Origin of the sequence: Motilimonas cestriensis (genome assembly GCF_021295315.1) — a bacterium.
GTDB lineage: Bacteria > Pseudomonadota > Gammaproteobacteria > Enterobacterales > CBDFNC01 > Motilimonas > Motilimonas cestriensis.
Window position 1 is genome coordinate 1 of record NZ_JAIMJA010000027.1, and the last position, 17,424, is coordinate 17,424.

16 protein-coding genes and 1 rRNA gene are annotated in these 17,424 nt (G+C 42.5%); 10 read left to right on the forward strand and 7 right to left on the reverse strand.

Translation table 11 applies throughout. From position 1 onward, the window contains the following. Positions 1-112 (forward strand): 5S ribosomal RNA (gene rrf, locus K6Y31_RS19110); the annotation flags it as partial. A 112-nt stretch (positions 113-224) separates the two neighbouring features. On the opposite strand, the gene K6Y31_RS19115 is transcribed toward rrf, so the two are convergent. The 3 genes from K6Y31_RS19115 to K6Y31_RS19125 form a co-directional block, all read right to left on the reverse strand. Next, positions 225-434: a hypothetical protein gene (locus tag K6Y31_RS19115; RefSeq protein WP_233054639.1), complete on the reverse strand. Its 210-nt coding sequence runs from the start codon at positions 432-434 to the stop codon at positions 225-227. Positions 435-615: 181 nt separating this feature from the next. After that, complete coding sequence (locus K6Y31_RS19120) at positions 616-1,071, reverse strand: DUF3592 domain-containing protein (protein WP_233054640.1); 456 nt, start codon at positions 1,069-1,071, stop codon at positions 616-618. Between the two features lie 15 nt (positions 1,072-1,086). Then, positions 1,087-1,542: a DUF3592 domain-containing protein gene (locus K6Y31_RS19125; RefSeq protein ID WP_233054641.1), complete on the reverse strand. Its 456-nt coding sequence runs from the start codon at positions 1,540-1,542 to the stop codon at positions 1,087-1,089. Between the two features lie 131 nt (positions 1,543-1,673). Here K6Y31_RS19125 and K6Y31_RS19130 point away from each other — a divergent pair, with 131 nt between their 5' ends. From K6Y31_RS19130 to K6Y31_RS19145, 4 genes are all read left to right on the forward strand, one after another. Further along, positions 1,674-2,285, forward strand: a complete 612-nt coding sequence (locus K6Y31_RS19130; protein ID WP_233054643.1) for a chromophore lyase CpcT/CpeT — start codon at positions 1,674-1,676, stop codon at positions 2,283-2,285. 95 nt (positions 2,286-2,380) lie between these two features. Next, entirely contained in the window at positions 2,381-2,797 is a 417-nt protein-coding gene (locus tag K6Y31_RS19135; protein ID WP_233054645.1) for a globin, read from the forward strand. Continuing rightward, positions 2,743-3,351, forward strand: a complete 609-nt coding sequence (locus K6Y31_RS19140) for a hypothetical protein (RefSeq protein WP_233054647.1) — start codon at positions 2,743-2,745, stop codon at positions 3,349-3,351. The genes K6Y31_RS19135 and K6Y31_RS19140 overlap by 55 nt, the downstream gene beginning before the upstream one ends. Next, positions 3,348-4,877 carry a hypothetical protein gene (locus K6Y31_RS19145; RefSeq protein ID WP_233054648.1) on the forward strand — a complete coding sequence of 510 codons (1,530 nt, stop codon included), beginning with the start codon at positions 3,348-3,350 and terminating at the stop codon, positions 4,875-4,877. Before K6Y31_RS19140 ends, K6Y31_RS19145 begins: the two co-directional genes overlap by 4 nt. Here the strand turns inward: K6Y31_RS19145 and rarD are convergent. After that, positions 4,867-5,784 (reverse strand): EamA family transporter RarD, encoded by a 918-nt coding sequence (gene rarD, locus K6Y31_RS19150; RefSeq protein ID WP_233054649.1) that lies wholly within the window; start codon positions 5,782-5,784, stop codon positions 4,867-4,869. The genes K6Y31_RS19145 and rarD overlap by 11 nt on opposite strands. A gap of 93 nt (positions 5,785-5,877) precedes the next feature. Then, positions 5,878-7,092 (reverse strand): RsmB/NOP family class I SAM-dependent RNA methyltransferase, encoded by a 1,215-nt coding sequence (locus K6Y31_RS19155; RefSeq protein ID WP_427901920.1) that lies wholly within the window; start codon positions 7,090-7,092, stop codon positions 5,878-5,880. Between the two features lie 154 nt (positions 7,093-7,246). Here K6Y31_RS19155 and K6Y31_RS19160 point away from each other — a divergent pair, with 154 nt between their 5' ends. Beyond that, complete coding sequence (locus K6Y31_RS19160; RefSeq protein ID WP_233054651.1) at positions 7,247-8,185, forward strand: L,D-transpeptidase family protein; 939 nt, start codon at positions 7,247-7,249, stop codon at positions 8,183-8,185. 299 nt (positions 8,186-8,484) lie between these two features. Here K6Y31_RS19160 and K6Y31_RS19165 read toward each other — a convergent pair whose 3' ends face one another. Next, entirely contained in the window at positions 8,485-8,748 is a 264-nt protein-coding gene (locus tag K6Y31_RS19165; protein ID WP_233054652.1) for an Lpp/OprI family alanine-zipper lipoprotein, read from the reverse strand. 651 nt (positions 8,749-9,399) lie between these two features. Between K6Y31_RS19165 and K6Y31_RS19170 the strand changes: the two genes are divergently transcribed. The 3 genes from K6Y31_RS19170 (at position 9,400) to K6Y31_RS22405 (ending at position 13,472) form a co-directional block, all read left to right on the forward strand. After that, positions 9,400-9,768, forward strand: a complete 369-nt coding sequence (locus K6Y31_RS19170) for a hypothetical protein (protein ID WP_233054653.1) — start codon at positions 9,400-9,402, stop codon at positions 9,766-9,768. A gap of 175 nt (positions 9,769-9,943) precedes the next feature. Then, positions 9,944-11,134 carry a BaiN/RdsA family NAD(P)/FAD-dependent oxidoreductase gene (locus K6Y31_RS19175; RefSeq protein WP_233054654.1) on the forward strand — a complete coding sequence of 397 codons (1,191 nt, stop codon included), beginning with the start codon at positions 9,944-9,946 and terminating at the stop codon, positions 11,132-11,134. A 289-nt stretch (positions 11,135-11,423) separates the two neighbouring features. Further along, the gene (locus tag K6Y31_RS22405; RefSeq protein WP_282560212.1) at positions 11,424-13,472 is read left to right on the forward strand and encodes a chitinase; all 2,049 of its coding nucleotides are present in this window, start codon (positions 11,424-11,426) and stop codon (positions 13,470-13,472) included. Between the two features lie 88 nt (positions 13,473-13,560). Here K6Y31_RS22405 and K6Y31_RS19185 read toward each other — a convergent pair whose 3' ends face one another. Continuing rightward, positions 13,561-15,999 (reverse strand): EAL domain-containing protein, encoded by a 2,439-nt coding sequence (locus K6Y31_RS19185; RefSeq protein WP_233054655.1) that lies wholly within the window; start codon positions 15,997-15,999, stop codon positions 13,561-13,563. A 269-nt stretch (positions 16,000-16,268) separates the two neighbouring features. Here K6Y31_RS19185 and K6Y31_RS19190 point away from each other — a divergent pair, with 269 nt between their 5' ends. Then, on the forward strand, positions 16,269-17,414 hold the full coding sequence (locus K6Y31_RS19190) for a methyl-accepting chemotaxis protein (protein ID WP_233054656.1): 1,146 nt from the start codon (positions 16,269-16,271) through the stop codon (positions 17,412-17,414). Positions 17,415-17,424: the final 10 nt, after the last annotated feature.

Genomic DNA, 17,424 nt, shown 5'->3' on the forward strand with positions numbered 1-17,424 from the left:
GCGGCAATAGCGCTGTGGAACCACCTGAATCCATGCCGAACTCAGAAGTGAAACGCAGCAGCGCCGATGGTAGTGTGGGGTTTCCCCATGTGAGAGTAGGACACCGCCAAGCGCCAATTAGGCTCATAGTGAGCAGTAGAAAGCCCGATTCGAAAGAGTCGGGCTTTTTTACGTTTGAAGAAAAAACTCACATCAAACAAAACAAAAAACCACCCGAAAGTGGTTTATTTTTTATCATGCTCAAAATAATAGCTGGTTCTCACCCTCGGGTTAAGGTACTCATGCACCGAGGGCGGTAGGCTTTGTGGTTTAATCACTTTTTCAATGGTCAACTCAGCTTCTTCGAGGTCAATAATCGGCGCTTCTGTTCTTGGTACAGCAGGATCAAACACTAGTACCTTGGGAAACAATAAACGATCCGAGGCAATAGACATTACCATGCCTAAGTGGCTGCTTATATAACTTATTAGACTTTATATGATGAGTGCTGGTATGAAACGATATGGCCTACAGGCGACTTAACTTTATGTTGGTAGTTCAGTAAGGATGTTGGTGAAATCCGCTGAGTTGAAGGTGAGGCCTGCAATATTTAAACTGCAAGCATCTATTGGATTGTTAGTAGCGCTTTCTCATCATTTTTGCAGAGCGTAAGAATAGAATTAGGCCCAAGGCCATAAAAAAAATACTGATGTACAGTGGACCGCGATTAAATGCATTTGGCAGTGCTGTATTTGGATCCGATATCAAGTAAACAACTTCAACCTGCTCACCTACTTTAGGTGGTACTAGGTAAGGCAATAAATCCACTTGATATGTTTTACCATTAAGTGCCGTAAACTCAACCTTAGGAATATTGTCCGTAAATTTTTCATTAGTGGCTTCGTCTACAAAGCTCACTTGGTTTACTTCGATAACATTCGCCATAGTGACCTCACCGCTAAAGCTTAAGCGAGCAGTTTTGGCTGCAATAATGCCAGGTACAATGACAAGGAACAGCGACATCAGCATTAGTAACCTAGCCACGTTTGATTCACTGCCATAGCCAGGTATAAAGTTTTTCATATCATCCATTTAAATTTAACCTTCCTATATTTTACCAATAATGAGGGCGATGCCCACTGCAATGAAGATGCCTATCGTCACCATAGGCAAAAAATTCCATTTGGTTAACCCTGTAATCAGTAATGATTGCTGAGGCTTGTTTGGGTTATAAGCAATCTCTAGCATTTCCTTCTCTGGAAACTTTGCCAGTAACTCATCACTTGCAACCATCAACTTAACGATCAAATCGGCTGCGGTTATTTGGCTATTTTCATAGTCTACACGCTCAACGTTGTAACGGTACTTAATCAAATCTCCGCCAAGTCGTGAGCGACCTTCCCAGTAGCCCGCTTTTTTTACCGCCAAGCTGTTGTAAGTAATCATTGCCATTCGTTTAGGCCAGTTTCGACTCTTAACAGCAATAAAAATATAATAGCAGACGGGGATCAGCGCTAAACAACCTAAAGCAACGAATACCCATCCTAAATATACCTTTTCCATCGTTCACCCATTGGTTAAAATTAAGATTATTGTACCCTATGATTGGATGCTTTACAGGCTGATTACACCGCAATGCGGACGTATGTTACTGGCTAATATAATTTCGCCAATGCTCTGCCCAAGGATGTACTATGAATAAATTGATATTTTGCCTTTTTTCTTTGTTTAGTGCGCCGTTGTGGGCTTTTTCAATGCAACTTGAGTTAATGACAGATTGGTTTGAAGGAGAATACTCTAATGCCAATCAGGCAACTAAAGATTCTACTTTTGAGTCACTGCAATTTCTAGTGAGGCGGTTTTGGCATACCCGAACAGACGGCGTCTGGTTTTATGTTGAGCAAATAAAAAACCAGCGTGGTGTATTGCCTTATCAGCAACGCATTATGCAATTAATCGATCAGCCCAATGGTTTGATAAGGCTACATACCTATACCACCCCTCAGCCTATCGATTTTACCGGGGCCTATTATCAGCCTCAGTTACTCGATAAGCTTACCTTGCAGCAATTAACCATGCAGCAGGGTTGCGATATCATTTTCAATTATGAAAAAGAGCTAAAGCAATTTGTTGGCGGAACCGAAAGTCATAACTGCCATCTCGATTATCGCGGCTCAACTCATGTGAAAATCACTTATACGCTTTATTCAGATCAGTTTTTTCAACAGGTTGCAGGGTATCAAGATAAAGAAAAGAAAGTGTGGTCAACGACTGCACCGGGTTACCACTTTATAAAGAAAAAATAACCCGATAGCATGCCTCACTTAACATATTATGTAAGCTTAGTTTGGTGATATGTGATGAGTTCTTTATCTTAGTTAGTCATAATATAAAGGAACTTATGATGAAGAATTTTGACCAAATATTCAACGACAGTTATGAGCGGATCATTTACCGTGGTGATCAAGGTGATGCTTTCTTCAGCCTTTTTTATGAATTATTTATTGCTTCATCTCCGGCTGTGGCAGAAATGTTTCGTGAGATAGATTTATCGAAGCAGAAATTAATGTTGCAGCGCTCTTTGTATTTGGCAATGGACTTTGCGAGTACACGCATCGAGACAGAAGCAATCAAAAAGTATGCTGATGTTCATGGGCCGTCGCAGTTGGACGTGCCTGCTAATATGTATGTATTGTGGCTAGAAGCTTTGATAAAAGCAGTTAAAAGCCATGATCCAAGATTTAATGCGGACATAGAGCTGGCATGGAAATTAGTTTTAAGCCCTTTGATTTTATACATGAGCGCCCACTCAAGTTAACTAATCAAAAAATCCGCCAAGGAATAGGATTAATGTATAAGTTTTTATTAGTTTTTTTCTCAATGATTAGCCCTGTCTTAGCAATGCCAGTGCCTGCTGACATTGCTCATCAAGTTAGCCAGCGGGCAAATATTCTTTCATCTGCTACCTTATCAGAGGATTATGAGCAAGTTATCGCCCTTAGCTATCCTGCTATGGTCAATAAAATAGGTGGGCCAAGCATGGCTGCAAAAATTGCCTATGAAGCCGTTCGCCTACTCAATGAGGAAGGAGTCGTCATTTCAGATTTAACCATCGGAAAGCCGCTAGAATATTTTGCTGCAAAAGATAAGGAATTGATTGTATTAAGCACTCACCTTGAATTAAAAAGTGAGCAAGGAAAGGTTAATACAGATAGCTATTTATTTGCTATTCGAGAAGATAATAGTGATTGGATGTTTATTGACAGTAACGCACTCAAAGATGTTGCTGAACTAAAAGTCTATTTTCCAGAATTACCGGAAGATTATAGCTTGCCACAAAAGGCTGTTAAATTTACTCCAGCTTCAAAATGAAAAAATACCTTTATTACTGGTGCGCATTTATTCTGGTTGTCGGTTTAGTGCTCGCTTGTTTAGACGTTGAGGGGCTCGCTTCGCAGCGATTAAATCGTGCATTGGAACACATAAAGCTTGCCGAGCAAGTAGAGCAAACCGCAAAAAAAAAGTACCACTACGAGCAAGCCCTCAGCGATATTTCAAAATTGAAACGTCAGTTCCCAGAGTCACAGGTGTACGCAGGTTTAATGCAAAACACCAGGCTAGATGTGAGCTTGCTGCAAGCTAAATATAATCAGCTAGTGCCTAAAACTCAGAATCCGTTACAGCCTGATTATTTATCAGAAGCGCTTAAGCTGATCCAACAGCAAGCTGAATATGAGCGCTTAGAATATTTACTCAAGCTGGCACCCGTGATGCGAGAGCAAGGCAGTGAGCGGCAAAAAATGGCTTTTTATTCGACGCTAAAGCAGCTGATGGAAACCGAATCTAATACGACATCTTTATGCCAAGCTTATGAAGTTTTAGCTTGGCAGTCGTTAGTGGAAGATAACCATCGCTGGTTGGAGCGGATCAGCCTATTACTCAGTGGCAATACTAACAAGAAAATGCAGCAGAACTGTATGGCTGCCTATTTTAACATTGCCAGTAGTACCAGTTATATCCCTGACTTACTCGGGTTATCTGACCTCTGGCAACTTAAGCAAGACACGCTTTATTTTAATTACAGTGCCGCTTTGGTGCGCCATGGCTTCTTTAATCTAGCAGAGATCCAGCAGCAAAAAATCAGCGAGCCGATTGTACAAGCTCAAGCTGAGTTATTTCAACTCAAAACGCAGTGGCCGAATTTAACTCAGAGGCAATGGCAAGAGCAGGCGTTACTTGATGCTTCAGTTAACATTGCTAACATCGCAGAAACTGAGCAGAAAGAGCTACAAATTATGCGCTTAGCTGAATTTTTATTCCAGCAACAAGCGCTCGGATATGCCAGTAATTTAAGGCAGCAAATCAATCAGCCGTTGAATAAGGTTTGGTATCGGGCTTTAGCTTTAAATGCAACAGATATAGAAACATACCAAAACCACAACCTAGACCAGGTAGACGCAGTAGTGGCCGCTTATCAGCAAGCTGAGCGGACATTAGAGCTGCAGCTAGGGTTTCATGAATTGATGGATATTTGGCTTAAAGAGCAAATATCCATCAGTGAAAAGGGCACATTTCATGCCATTGGTGAATTATTGTTCCGGCATTATTTAGCGCAGCCAAACCGTCGTTTAGAGATAATTGATATCCTAGATAGTTTGACAGAATATCATTCTATTGCGCACGTGAAAGGGCTAATTTTGTTGTTGCAACAGGCCGCTGATGCGTCAGGCGTTATGGTCGGCTTAAGTGAGGAAGAAAACTTACATGTGCTTGAATTAATTATTCAACAACAAGATCCTGAGCTATTGCAACGCTGGCTAGAACAGCCTTTTCCCCCTGCTAAACAAATCGCCAATCTGAGTTGGTTGGCGAGTTGGCAGGCAAAAGTTAAGGGCTGAGTTTTGCTCTTTTACTTTGCTTATGCTGATGTAAGCCATCAAAACTAAAAATAATGAGCGCAGCCCAAATGAAGGCAAAGGTCATTAACGTGTCTAGGTTAAAGTGCTCATCGTAAACAAAGACGGCGAGAATAAACATCAATGAAGGGCCGATGTATTGAAAGAAACCCAACGTTGAAAGTTTAAGTCGCTTGGCTGCCCCGGCAAAAAACAGTAGTGGTATGGTGGTGATTGCTCCTGCAGCAAGCAGCAGAATATTTAAATTTAGCCCATTTTGGCTTAAATTTGAACTGCTTGAATTGGCGAATAAGAATAAATAAATCAAAGCAACAGGCAGCAAAACTAAGGTTTCAAGTAACAGGCCAGTGATCGCATCTATTTGCAGTTGTTTTCTAATTAAACCATAACTGCCAAAGCTAAACGCCAACACCAAAGCGATCCAAGGCAGTGAGCCAAAACTGATCAATTGTACCAATACCCCAGTAATAGCTAGGGCGACAGCTATATACTGATTTCTTCTTAGCCTTTCATGTAAGAAAATCATCCCAATTAACACATTAACTAAGGGATTAATGAAATATCCCAAACTGGCTTCAAGCATGCGGTCATGATTAACTGACCAAATAAATACAAACCAGTTAACGCCGATCAAAATCGAGCTCAGGGTTAAATAGAGCAAGGTTTTAGGCGTGCGCAGGGCAGTAATAAGGCGGCGCGTATAACCAAACGATATCACTACTATAAATAACAATAGGCAAGACCAAATAACGCGATGGCTCAATACTTCGTAAGCTGGAACAGGAGCAAGGGACTTAAAATAAATAGGCGCTATCCCCCAAAAGATGTAGGCAAATAGGGCAAAAAATACCCCTTTACGGGTTTCAGCAAGTGTTTCGTCGGTATGCATGAGTAAAAACCAGAATGAACGGCTGTCTAGTTTATCAAGGGTGGTAGGCTTAAGCTATTTTTTGCTCAAGCCTTAGCCGCAATAGCTATCGTGCTATGCGTCGATACGCACGATTTTAGCCCAATAAAACCCATCAAACCCGGTTTCAGACGGGCTAATTGTCTGATCTTCGAGTAATAAGAAATTGGAATTATTAGCTAAGAACTGACGCACTTGGTCACCATTTTCTTGCGGCAAAATAGAGCAAGTAGCGTAAATCATAATCCCGCTCACTTTGAGTAACTGGCTGTAGCGCTGTAAAATATCTGCCTGTAATTGAGTCAATGCGTCTAAACGCTCAGCAGTATCATGCCATTTGGCCATGGGTTTACGTTTTAACACGCCGAGCCCCGAGCAAGGAACATCAAGTAACAATCGATCCGCGCTGAGCTTACGGCGTTTAATGGTTTTGCTACTTTCAATTAAGCGGGTCTCAATATTAAATGCGCCTGCGCGCTTGGCTCGTAGTTGTAATTTGTCTAGTTTCCATTGCTCTATATCCATGGCGACCAAGCGGCCTTTACCGCGCATCATGGCTGCTAGTTGCAGGGTTTTACCACCAGTACCGGCACAAGTATCAAATACTGTCATGCCGGGCTTTACATCAAGTGCTTGTACTACACATTGAGAGCCGGCATCTTGTTGTTCAAACCAACCTTGCTGATAAGCGTTGCTGCTAAACAGTGATGCTTGATCATTGATTTGTATTGCTGTAGCAACGTTTGTGACGGGCTCAGCATTAATGCCTTGCTTAATTAAATCGCCCAATAAATCTTCACGCGTCGTTTTTAGTTCGTTAACCCGAATATAGCGTCGTGCTCGTTCGGCAAGTGCAGCACGCTCTTTTGGCCATTGCTCACCTAATTGGCTAGCGCCTAACTCATCTAACCAAGTTGGACAGCCTTGCCATAATAGTGGCGTTGCTTTGGCTTGGAGTAGTCTGTCGTTAAATTCGAGGGGGGATAAAACCGCGCGCTTATGCAGTAACGGCTGTTCATAGCCTTGCAGTAAGTGCCACGCTGCAATCAGCTTTGCTCCGTTTTCATGGGCTTGCTCAAGTGGTACATCAGCAAGAAAACAAAATAGATTAAGCCTGCGTAAAATATCGCCGGTCGATGTCGTCACTTGCGCTTTCTGCATCGCGCTAAGAGATTGCCCTGCAAAAAACTTAGCGTAGGCGCGATCTGTAGCCATGCGCTGACTCAGCACTAACTCAACCACAGACACCACTAATTCAGCTTGAAACACAGTTAATACGGACATAAACAACCTTCTACTCAATTTAAGCAGGGGATGATAGAAGGAGTGTGTTATAGGTGCAAGTGACTTCGATAAATGGCCTGTCATCCAGCGGATAAAAGCATCGAGATCAAGCGCGGGTATCGCTATAATGAAACTCTGTTTTTCTATTGCTCGGTGTGTCATGAAATTACTGTTAAGTCTTTTGTTTTTGTTGTTTATCACTCCAGCCTCATGGGCAAATATTTATTCTCTACCCGATGATGGTGGACGTTTGATCGGACAGCTTCAGACACACACGGTGGCGAAAGGTGAAAACTTACACGAAATTGGTTTGCTTTATGGGGTAGGGTTACTGGAGCTAATGGATGCTAACCCAGCTGCGGATCCCTTTGTGCCAACACCGGGTATGCGATTAGTAATCCCTACGTTAATGTTACTGCCTGAAGTCGAGTACCAAGGCATCGTGATTAATTTACCTGAATTACGGTTATATTTTTTCCACCCTAATGGTAAAGAGGTGACCGTATTCCCAATTGGTATTGGCCGTGTTGGCCGTGAAACGCCGGTGATGATGACGAAGGTAAGTAGCAAACGCGCTAACCCAACGTGGACGCCAACCGCGACCACGCGGGCAGAGTATGCCGCCAAAGGGGAGCCTTTACCGGTTGTCGTTCCTGCTGGGCCTGAAAACCCACTCGGTGAGTATGCGATGCGTCTTGCTTATGGCCATGGGGAGTATTTGATCCACGGTACTAACAAAGATTTTGGTATAGGTATGCGCGTAAGTGCCGGTTGTATCCGTCTTGAACCTGCCAATATTGAATGGTTGTTTCATCAAGTGGAGCGAGGAGAGCAAGTTCGAATTATCAATGAGCCGATCAAGCAGTCTGTAGAGCCCAATGGTGATGTGTTAATAGAAGTTCATTCACCTTTATCTAAGTATGAAGGACAGCCGTCACCAAAATTGACTATGACCGATAGCGTGATGAATTTTGTTGCAGAGCACAATGGCGATCAAGCAGCTTTAGAAAGTATTTTTAAGACCATGAATGGTTTGCCGAATCTAGTGGGTCGCGCATGGGAAGAGCAAGCGACTGAAGAAATGGACTTTGAATTGTAATCGATTTAGTCATCATTGATTATATCTAACGGTCTACCTTAGTAGGCCGTTTTGCTAACTAAAGCCATGTTCGCTCGAAGGGTAGCAAAAAGTTTCTCTCGAGTGTTTAACACTGACTATAAGTTTGCTATTACGTTGTAGTTGCTGATTTTTTTGAAATATTGAGATTTGCTAAAGAAATTGGACTATCGAATTGGTTAAGAAGTTTAGCAGATGAAAAAGTCGAATTAATAAAGAGGTACCCAAGGAAAGGAATATCAGCTAGCACCTGATGATGCTAGCTGTAAACAACGCTATTATTACTTCTTGTAAGTAGTTGCGATGTTGTCGATACGGTCGTTAGCGCGCATAGCTTCGCTGCTTGCGTCCATTGCTGCTGCTTTAGCATCATTTACATCATTAGCTAGTGTCATTTGTTGATCTTTTAGTGAGCTAACTTCAGTAGTTAGTTGATCAACTTTGCTGCTTAATTCTGCAACGTTATTCTCTAGAGCAGTGTTAGAACAACCAGCTAGAGTTAAAGTCATAGCGGCACCAGCAAGGATCATTAGATTGCGTTTCATTGTTTTTCTCCAAAATTAGGGTTGGCTTAAATTACAGCATACTCATTATGGCACACCTGATTTAAGTTATTGCAATAATTAATTAAATTTAGACATTGAGCAAGTTTTTTTTTGCTTTCGAGCACGTTTTTTTGAAAAAATGATTGACTCCATTTTTATTAGCTCTCAAGCTGTTGCTCTTGACATAAGTAAAGCCATTGAAAGTATAGCATTTTTAGTCTATTTTATTTGACTGTTATAGATAAAATAACAGCTAAAAAAGTAGCCAATATTTCTCAAAATCCCTTTGACTTCCTCTCTTAAAATACAGTCATTTTTTTGTTAAAAAAATCGTATTCAGTGCCTCATCGACGCTAGGGGGCTGCAAGGTTTTACGTATTTTGAAGGAACTTTCTGCAAGTTTAATTATATTTTATCAAACTTACGCCGGAGTCTTGTTTGAGACTATTTTTATATTGAAAGGCTGGATGGCAAGGAGCAGCACTTAATATTCAATCCTCTTGAGCATTAATAGTAAGGCTCGCATTGGATGATATTTTTCGCTAACTATTTGGCGCGATCTGATTTTTTAGCTTTTCTACTTTCATTTATGGCTGTGGTGTGGATACTTTGCGTCACATTTTTCTAAAATTACATGTATTCGAGTGAGCTATGCAAACAAATAATCAAAAGTTAGGCCTAATGTTAAGCACTGCTGTGGGAGCGGTTTTGATTGCTCTGGGCGCTTTAATTATCTTTTATGTGTTACCTAGTGCGTTAGCCATTATTTCAATGCCGGCCAAAGTGCCTTTTATGAATGAAATGTTTAACTGGCTAATGGCCGGTTCTGAGCAACTTTCTAATCAAGTTAACATTGAGTTTTACCAAATTTTTCAAGCGTGTATCAAAGTAGTGGTCGTTGTCGTCTTTATTTATGCCTGCGTGAAATTGGTTGCCCTTGGCGCCATCATAATCAAAGAAGGTGTTGGCTTGATCCGTGAAGCAATCAAGGCCCTTAGCCCAGCCGAGCCTAAAGAATAGTAACGTGCCTTACTAAATAAATGACGTCGATTTTTAGTATTACAACGGCTTATCCTATCCACCTTCTATTAGAGGGTTGTCACCTTAAAGCTCGCACTCTTTACGCTAGCCAAGTAAAATCAGCGTAGGGTAATATCTTGTTGCCCTTAGCTGAATTCTAAGAGTAGGAAAAGTAGTGCAAAAAGTTGACGTCATCATCATCGGCGCAGGTGCTGCGGGGCTTATGTGCGCCGCCACAGCAGGGTATCGTGGTAAACAAGTGCTGGTGCTTGATAACGCGAAAAAAGCGGGCCGTAAAATCCTTATTAGTGGTGGCGGTAAGTGTAATTTTACCAACACTAAGGTAGATCCAAGTAATTTCCTCTGTCAAAATCCACATTTTGTTAAATCTGCTTTAGCCCGCTATCCCTCAAGTCAATTTATTGAATTAGTTGAGCGTCATGGGGTCGCGTTTGAACAGCGTAAGCACGGGCAATTATTCGCGTTAAACTCTGCTAAAGATATTCTTGACGTGTTATTAACAGAGTGCGACTGGGCTGGCGTACAAATTCAGCTGAAAACTGAAATAACTAAAATTAACAAGTTGGATCAAGGCTTTCAGCTAGTCACCAGTGCTGGCGAGTATCAATGTGATTCTCTGGTCGTGGCGACTGGCGGTTTATCAATGCCGAAATTAGGCGCGACACCATTTGGTTATAAAATTGCCGAGCAGTTTGGTTTAAAAGTCCTACCAACTAGCGCTGGCTTGGTTCCTTTCACTTGGCACCAGGGCGATAAAACCCTACTTGAACCGTTATCGGGGATCAGTATGCCGGTGGCGGTCAGCTCGGTATCAGGGGTAGAGTTTAAAGAAGACATGCTGCTAACCCATCGTGGTTTATCTGGCCCGGTAATGCTGCAAATATCTTCTTATTGGCAGGCTGGCGAGCCTATTTATATTAATCTGTTACCTGAGTTAGATGTTGCTGCCACATTAAACGAATTACGTGAGCAGCAACCTAAGCTCAGCTTAAAAAATGCCTTAAGCCGATTCTTAGTAAAACGTTTTGCTGAAACTTGGTTAGCTCAGCAAAAATTTGCTGACAGCCCGTTAAACCAAATTAGTCACAGTGAATGGGCGCGGCTTGGTCAAACCCTAACCCGTTGGCCATTGCTGATGAATGGCACCGAAGGTTATCGCACTGCGGAGGTTACTTTGGGCGGCGTTGATACTAACGAACTGTCTTCTAAAGATATGTCGACTAAAAAAGTAGCCGGTTTGTATTTTATTGGTGAGGTGGTTGACGTTAGTGGTTGGCTCGGAGGGTTCAACTTTCAATGGGCTTGGGCATCTGGCGTGGCATGTGGGTTGAGCGAGAATTTATAGATATACTCAAGCAACCTCAAGATGCGAAATTCGGAATGCGCACTTTATACAATATTTCGCTACCCTTTGTTTTATTAGCAAACATTTTACTCATGGTGGAATTTCGATTAATTCTTAGCGAACTTAAGTTCAAGTAGGGTTTAGCTTTAGATTAGTGGATTTTGTCCGCTGTAAAAGTAAGGATAAATAGAGGTAGCTCAAATTATATTCATCTAATGATTGCTAACATTAAGGTCGGTAATAGTATTTGCCGATTTTTTTATTATTAATTTGTTCAAGGATGATTGAAATGAGCATGAAACTCAGCCTGATCGCTGCGCTGGTGATGGGTGTGTCTGCCCAAGCACAAGCTGCGACGCCAACAACTTGGCAACCCGGTAAAACCAAAGTAAGTAATGGCGATTTAGTCATTTATAAAGACGCTTGTTATGTGGCTAAAAATAACCCCGGCTCTTGGGAAACGCCTACGGCTACTTCTACTTGGTTTTGGACCGCTGCAAGCTGTGGTGATGTACAACCAACCATCGCCCCGACGCCTAAACCAACGCCCGTTGTCACACCTGTGCCAACTACACAACCCACACCTGTCGTAACACCTGAGCCAACACCGGTTGTTACGCCAGTGCCGACTGGCGAGCCAAGCAATATTATTAAGTGGATCCCGGGCAAGACAAAAGTTGCCAATGGCGATTTAGTGATGTTTAACCAAAGTTGCTATGTCGCCAAAAACAACCCTGGTACTTGGGAAAACCCACGCAGTGGCAGCTGGTTTTGGGATGAGGCGAGTTGTGGTGATGTAACACCAACGCCGACCCCAACTGCAGAAGTAACGCCGGAGCCTACTCCAACACCAACACCTGAGATAACACCCACACCAACAAAAGAGCCTGAGTTATGTGGCGATAACTGGGTGTACGGTTACCATTTTTCCGGTTGTGGTCCACAAAATGAACTTGTTCTGTGTAGTAATGTGTTGGGTGTAAAAGCTTGTATTGAAACACCAGAAGATAGTCAAGCAATTGCAAATGCACAATCTGCCTATGATGTTGAGTTCTGGGCTGCCACTAAGTACAACTTACCATTACCACCTAAGCCAACTCCTATTCCAACACCCGTTCCAACTATTGCACCTACGCCAACCCCAACTCCTACTCCAGTTGACCCAAATGAGCTGACGGTACTGGAAGATGGTAAAGGTGGCTACTTGATCCCCCGTGCGCAATTAGAAGCGCGTGAAACGGCATTAACCTCTTCTGCGCTGTTTGATTTAGTTCGCGCTGATACACAAACTTTAGATAATGAGCTAGTAGAGGCTGTTGTACCGCTACGTGCCGCTAACCCTGACAACGTACGCCGTGCTGAAGCCATTGTCAGTGAAGCTGATTGGGAGTTCCTCTTCCCTATTCGCCATGAAAACTACACTTACCAACGCTTCTTACAAGCAATCGCTAAGTTCCCCGCGTTCTGTCGTACTTATGAAGACGGTCGAGACTCAGACGATATTTGTAAGCGTTCATTAGTCACTATGTTTGCTCACTTTGTGCAAGAAACGGGCGCTCATGCACCAAACTGGGAAGGCGCGAAAGGTAACCCTGAATGGCGTCAAGGTTTGTACTACGTTCGTGAGATGTATAAATCAGAAACCGATACCACTGGTCCTTACAACAAGTGTACTGGCTGGGCGGGTGAAAGATGGCCTTGCCAAAACAAGAGCTACTTTGGTCGTGGTGCTAAACAGTTAAGCTGGAACTATAACTATGGTCCATTCTCTGAAGCCATGTTTGGCGACAAGATGGTACTACTGAAAAATCCAGAGTTAGTGGCAGATACTTGGCTGAACTTAGCGTCAGCAGTGTTCTTCTACGTTTACCCACAACCACCTAAGCCAAGCATGTTACACGTCATTGATGGCACTTGGCAGCCAAACGCCGCTGATAAAGCTGCAGGTATTGAGCATGGCTTTGGTTCAACCATTCAAATCATCAACGGTGCCTTTGAATGTGGTAAAGGTTCAACAACCAACCAAGCGAAAGCGCGTATTGCTTACTACAAAGAAATTGCTAACTACCTAAACTTAGATATCACAGGTGAGAAACTTGATTGTGCTGATATGAAAGCCTTTGATACTAGCGGCTCGGGCGCATTACAAGTTTACTGGGATAAAGACTGGGGTTGGGATGCCAACACGCCAGGCAATCATAGCTTTAAGTGTAAGCTTGCTGGTTACCAAACTGCCTACAGTGCTTGGGGCAAAGGTGATTACGAAATCTGTGTTGAAGACATTTTCAATGTACAAGCAACGGATGAGTTTGGCGAGGTGATCCCAGAAGGGAAGTAATTCTGTCAAATCAATTCATTTAGTATAGCCACCTCCGGGTGGCTTTTTTATGTATTCATTATGCTGCTAGGCTTAAAAAAAGCTGAGGTTAATTAGGGGTGAGCTGCCGTAACATTTCTTTTGCCGTGATCACGCCCATACACACATCTACACTGCCGGTGACGATAATGATGTCTTGACTGTGCTTGAGTAACCATTGGCTACATTGTTCTAGAGGTGTGGTGGTCATCATTGTTTTTGGGCTATTTGCTATAATTTGATGTACCCGCTTATTTAAGGTAACGGTATCTCGGTGTTGCTCGCTTTGAGTGTTTATATACGGACTAAGCGCCTGAAATAACATCGCTCTAGTCACCACGCCTTGGCACTGACTGTTTTCAATTACTACAAGGTGCTCAACAGGATGCTGAGCAAAGAGCTGTTTAACCTTTCTCAACCTATCGTCTAGGCTAATGGCAATAAAATCCTTTTCCATTATATCGGCCGCGGTTAGCTCTGCGTGACAATAAACATGAGGTGTTAAATGGACGAAAGTATTTTCCGATTCCAATTGAAGCGTGTCCGCTAAGTTTCTTGGTTTACTAAATAAGTAACCCTGAAGCATGTCCACGTTAACCTTTGATAATAAGTTTAACTGTTGAACGGACTCCACGCCTTCCACAATAACCTTGCCGCCAATTTTGTGCGTGAGGGCAGATAACATTTCAATCATGGCAAGTTCGCAGCTGTTTTCTTTAAGATTATCAACAAATAGTTTGTCAATTTTAACAATATTCACTGGTAGATTAAGTAAATAGGAAAAAGATGAGTAGCCGGTACCGAAATCATCGATCGCAATTTTAATTCCTATTTCATTTAATTTATTTATCCATTGTTTTTGTCGTGTAAGATCTTGAAAAAAAGCGGATTCAGTGAGCTCTAATGTGACATGATTTAAGTCGACGCCAGAGTAAGAGAGGATTTGTAGTGTTTCTTCTAAGCAGCTTTGGCTGACGAGATCATTGTGCAAAGAGCGATTAATAGACATTTCTAAGTTTGGATTGTTGAAGTGGCGCTGCAACTTGGGCAAATCTTGTAAAGCTTGGCGTGCCACCGTGGCATCAATTCGATCGATCCAAAGGTTTTTCTCCGCAATTTGAATTAATTCTTGGGTTGAGTATTCCATATCCGTGTCTAGGTGGGTTCGAAATAAGGCTTCAAACTTCACAACCTTGAGATCTGGCAAAGTGACAATAGGCTGATAAAACACTTCGATTCGCTCAGCCTGCAGGGCGTTATCGAGTAACTTAGTTAACACTGTAACGCGTTCAAAGCGGTGGCTTAAGCGGCGATCAAAATAATAGAGTGTCGAGCTAAGTTGCTGCTGATTAGCAATTAAAGACTGGATAGCATGAGCTAATAGCTGTTTGGGGCTGGTTGCATCTAAGGCTAACACTGAGCAACCTACTGTCATCACCGGAGCAAGTTTTAAGGCATCATCTTTACGTGTGCCCACTAAGCGACGAATAATAGACCAGAGGGTTGTGTTGATGATATCGACCTTTTTTTCACTGCACCAACACAAGCCGAACAGCGATGGATTTATTTGCCCAAGAAAACCATTAAAAGCCATCGAGTCAAATCGCTGTGAGATTAACCAAGCTTTCATATCGTCGCTAATTGAAGTGCTCATATTGGCATTAAAGGCGATACAAACAATTGTTTGATTACTTGGTAGACTTTGATAAAGACGCTCAAGTTCGACACTGAATGCCTTTTTATCGGGCAATCGAATATGAGGCTCAATCGCTTGTTGGTTTGATAAGGCTGCTAATGAAACATCAAGCTTACGTGTGGTGGTGGCATATACCTTCGTATTGTTAGCAAGCATGATGCGTTTGATTAAAGCGTGGTGCGCATAACTGTCGCCATGTTTCGTTTGTGCTAGTAACTCTCCTTCCCAGTAGCCATGCTGATTAACTGCATCCCAAAGCTTGCTGTAAAAATCGCTATCGTATCGCGAACTTTTAATTACGCCAGCATGGGTGCCGAGTAGCTCCATTTCCGAAAATTCAGTTTCCCGACAAAATTCCTTATTAACCATCAATATATGATGGTTAGTATCAGCGACCATTAAGCCATTTTTTGCTTCATTAAAAAGTGTTTTGAGCAAAGTAGTTTCTTGTTCGTGACTGAGGTAGCACTGAAGTAATTTTAAGTGGCCATGAAGGTTAGCTGCGCCCACATCCCCTTTCGTAATAATGTACTCTGCCAAGTAACGTTGTTTTGTAACACTAATGATCAGGCGCAGTTGCGTTGCTAAGCCTTGCTCACAGGCTGATTTCATCGCTAGCTTTAATAGATGCGTTTGGCTTACGTCGCACAAAGCCACAAACTGACTAAGAGGCACATTGTTTGAGGCCAGTTCAAGTTGCTTAGCAAGCAGTGCTGAACAAGAAAAGCGCTGACTTTTAAGCTGAATAGACCACGGCTGAGCAGCCTCTTCCTTCATTGAATGAAAAAGGGAGCTGTCAATGACAGTCGCCATAAGGAAACCTCGCAACTAATAATAGGCGTTTAGCTAGGTGAGGGCATGGCGTGAATGCGACCTGCTAAAAAAATGAACAAGTTAAATATAACTCTGTTTTAGCGGGTTATTTCAGTAACTGCAATTTCCTCCTTGAAGAAATAAATAAAATGAGAGTGGAAGCAAACAAAAAGAAAATTCTGATAAAAAAAACATCACAGCTGTGTTTTTCTGACTAAACTGAAAAACTACAGGCTGGATTAATATATCTATTAATAGGGAGGGCTTTTATGTCGATTTCTACGATGCGCTTAGCATTTGGGGCCTTCATTGCACTATTGGTCAGTATTGCCTTACTTAATTTGCTTCCAGCTGTTTGGGTTGTGGTTGTCGCAGTCATCATTAGCACGGCATCGGGTGTATTGGCGCTGCAGGCATCGCAAGCTAAGACAGAAGAAAATAAGCAAGAATATCATCACACTGAGCCTCAAACTTTACAACTGCAACAGCGTTTGTTGCAAGATATTGCCGACACCTTAGCTGAATGTAAACGTGGCGTGGATGATGTTAACAGTACTCAATCGGATGCCGTTGAAACCCTCACCACGGCCTTTACTCAGCTGAAAGAGCTTGCTGAATTACAAAGTGAGCGAGTCGTGCACTTATTGGCATCGGAGGTTGATGAAAGTGGTGATTCTTGGATGGCGGTTTTTGCCAATGAAACCAGTACCACCTTAGAGCAGTTTGTTGAAACTACTGTCAATATGTCTGCCGCCTCGATGGATTTAGTTGAAAAAGTAGACAAAATTAATCGCTTGGTACCTGATGTTGTTAAAGCCATGCAAGACATCGATCAAATCGCCTCTCAAACTAATTTACTGGCATTAAATGCGGCAATTGAAGCAGCGCGAGCAGGTGAAGCGGGTCGAGGTTTTGCAGTTGTAGCTGATGAAGTTCGGTCCCTTTCAACTCGCTCGGCAGGGTTTAGTCATCAAATTCAGCAGAAACTGAAAAACATGGCAGATCAAATCGAAGCGTTAACCCATGATATTGGCGAAGTGGCTTCTCAGGATGTAACGTATGTGATGGAAGCGAAAAAAAATGTCCATAACGCCATTGAATTACTCATGACCAATGCGTCGCGTAACAAAGGCCACGCCACCGCGCTAGAAGAGCATAACAAGTTACTGCAGCAGTCTTTATATGATGCTATGCGAGGTCTGCAGTTTGGCGACATTAATTCACAGCACCTCAGTTTTACCGCCTCACAATTAAGCGCCATAAATACTCAGTTACATGAATTAATGGTGTCTGAAAATTTAATGGATGCCGGAAAATTACAAAGGGTTATAGATGGTCTGGTGCGGTTTAAAGCTGAAAAATCTAATCCTGTCTCTGCCAGCTCAATGGCCAGTGGCGGAGTGAACTTTTTTTAATCACCCTGTG

What these genes read in the sequence shown, in the direction of transcription:
- K6Y31_RS22405 (WP_282560212.1), top strand. Translation starts at nt 11,424, where the DNA reads ATGAGCATGAAACTCAGCCTGATCGCTGCGCTGGTGATGGGTGTGTCT.
- K6Y31_RS19160 (WP_233054651.1), top strand. Translation starts at nt 7,247, where the DNA reads ATGAAATTACTGTTAAGTCTTTTGTTTTTGTTGTTTATCACTCCAGCC.
- K6Y31_RS19170 (WP_233054653.1), top strand. Translation starts at nt 9,400, where the DNA reads ATGCAAACAAATAATCAAAAGTTAGGCCTAATGTTAAGCACTGCTGTG.
- K6Y31_RS19165 (WP_233054652.1), bottom strand. Translation starts at nt 8,748, where the DNA reads ATGAAACGCAATCTAATGATCCTTGCTGGTGCCGCTATGACTTTAACT.
- K6Y31_RS19185 (WP_233054655.1), bottom strand. Translation starts at nt 15,999, where the DNA reads ATGGCGACTGTCATTGACAGCTCCCTTTTTCATTCAATGAAGGAAGAG.
- K6Y31_RS19120 (WP_233054640.1), bottom strand. Translation starts at nt 1,071, where the DNA reads ATGGATGATATGAAAAACTTTATACCTGGCTATGGCAGTGAATCAAAC.
- K6Y31_RS19115 (WP_233054639.1), bottom strand. Translation starts at nt 434, where the DNA reads ATGTCTATTGCCTCGGATCGTTTATTGTTTCCCAAGGTACTAGTGTTT.
- K6Y31_RS19140 (WP_233054647.1), top strand. Translation starts at nt 2,743, where the DNA reads ATGGAAATTAGTTTTAAGCCCTTTGATTTTATACATGAGCGCCCACTC.
- K6Y31_RS19130 (WP_233054643.1), top strand. Translation starts at nt 1,674, where the DNA reads ATGAATAAATTGATATTTTGCCTTTTTTCTTTGTTTAGTGCGCCGTTG.
- K6Y31_RS19145 (WP_233054648.1), top strand. Translation starts at nt 3,348, where the DNA reads ATGAAAAAATACCTTTATTACTGGTGCGCATTTATTCTGGTTGTCGGT.
- K6Y31_RS19190 (WP_233054656.1), top strand. Translation starts at nt 16,269, where the DNA reads ATGTCGATTTCTACGATGCGCTTAGCATTTGGGGCCTTCATTGCACTA.
- rarD (WP_233054649.1), bottom strand. Translation starts at nt 5,784, where the DNA reads ATGCATACCGACGAAACACTTGCTGAAACCCGTAAAGGGGTATTTTTT.
- K6Y31_RS19125 (WP_233054641.1), bottom strand. Translation starts at nt 1,542, where the DNA reads ATGGAAAAGGTATATTTAGGATGGGTATTCGTTGCTTTAGGTTGTTTA.
- K6Y31_RS19135 (WP_233054645.1), top strand. Translation starts at nt 2,381, where the DNA reads ATGATGAAGAATTTTGACCAAATATTCAACGACAGTTATGAGCGGATC.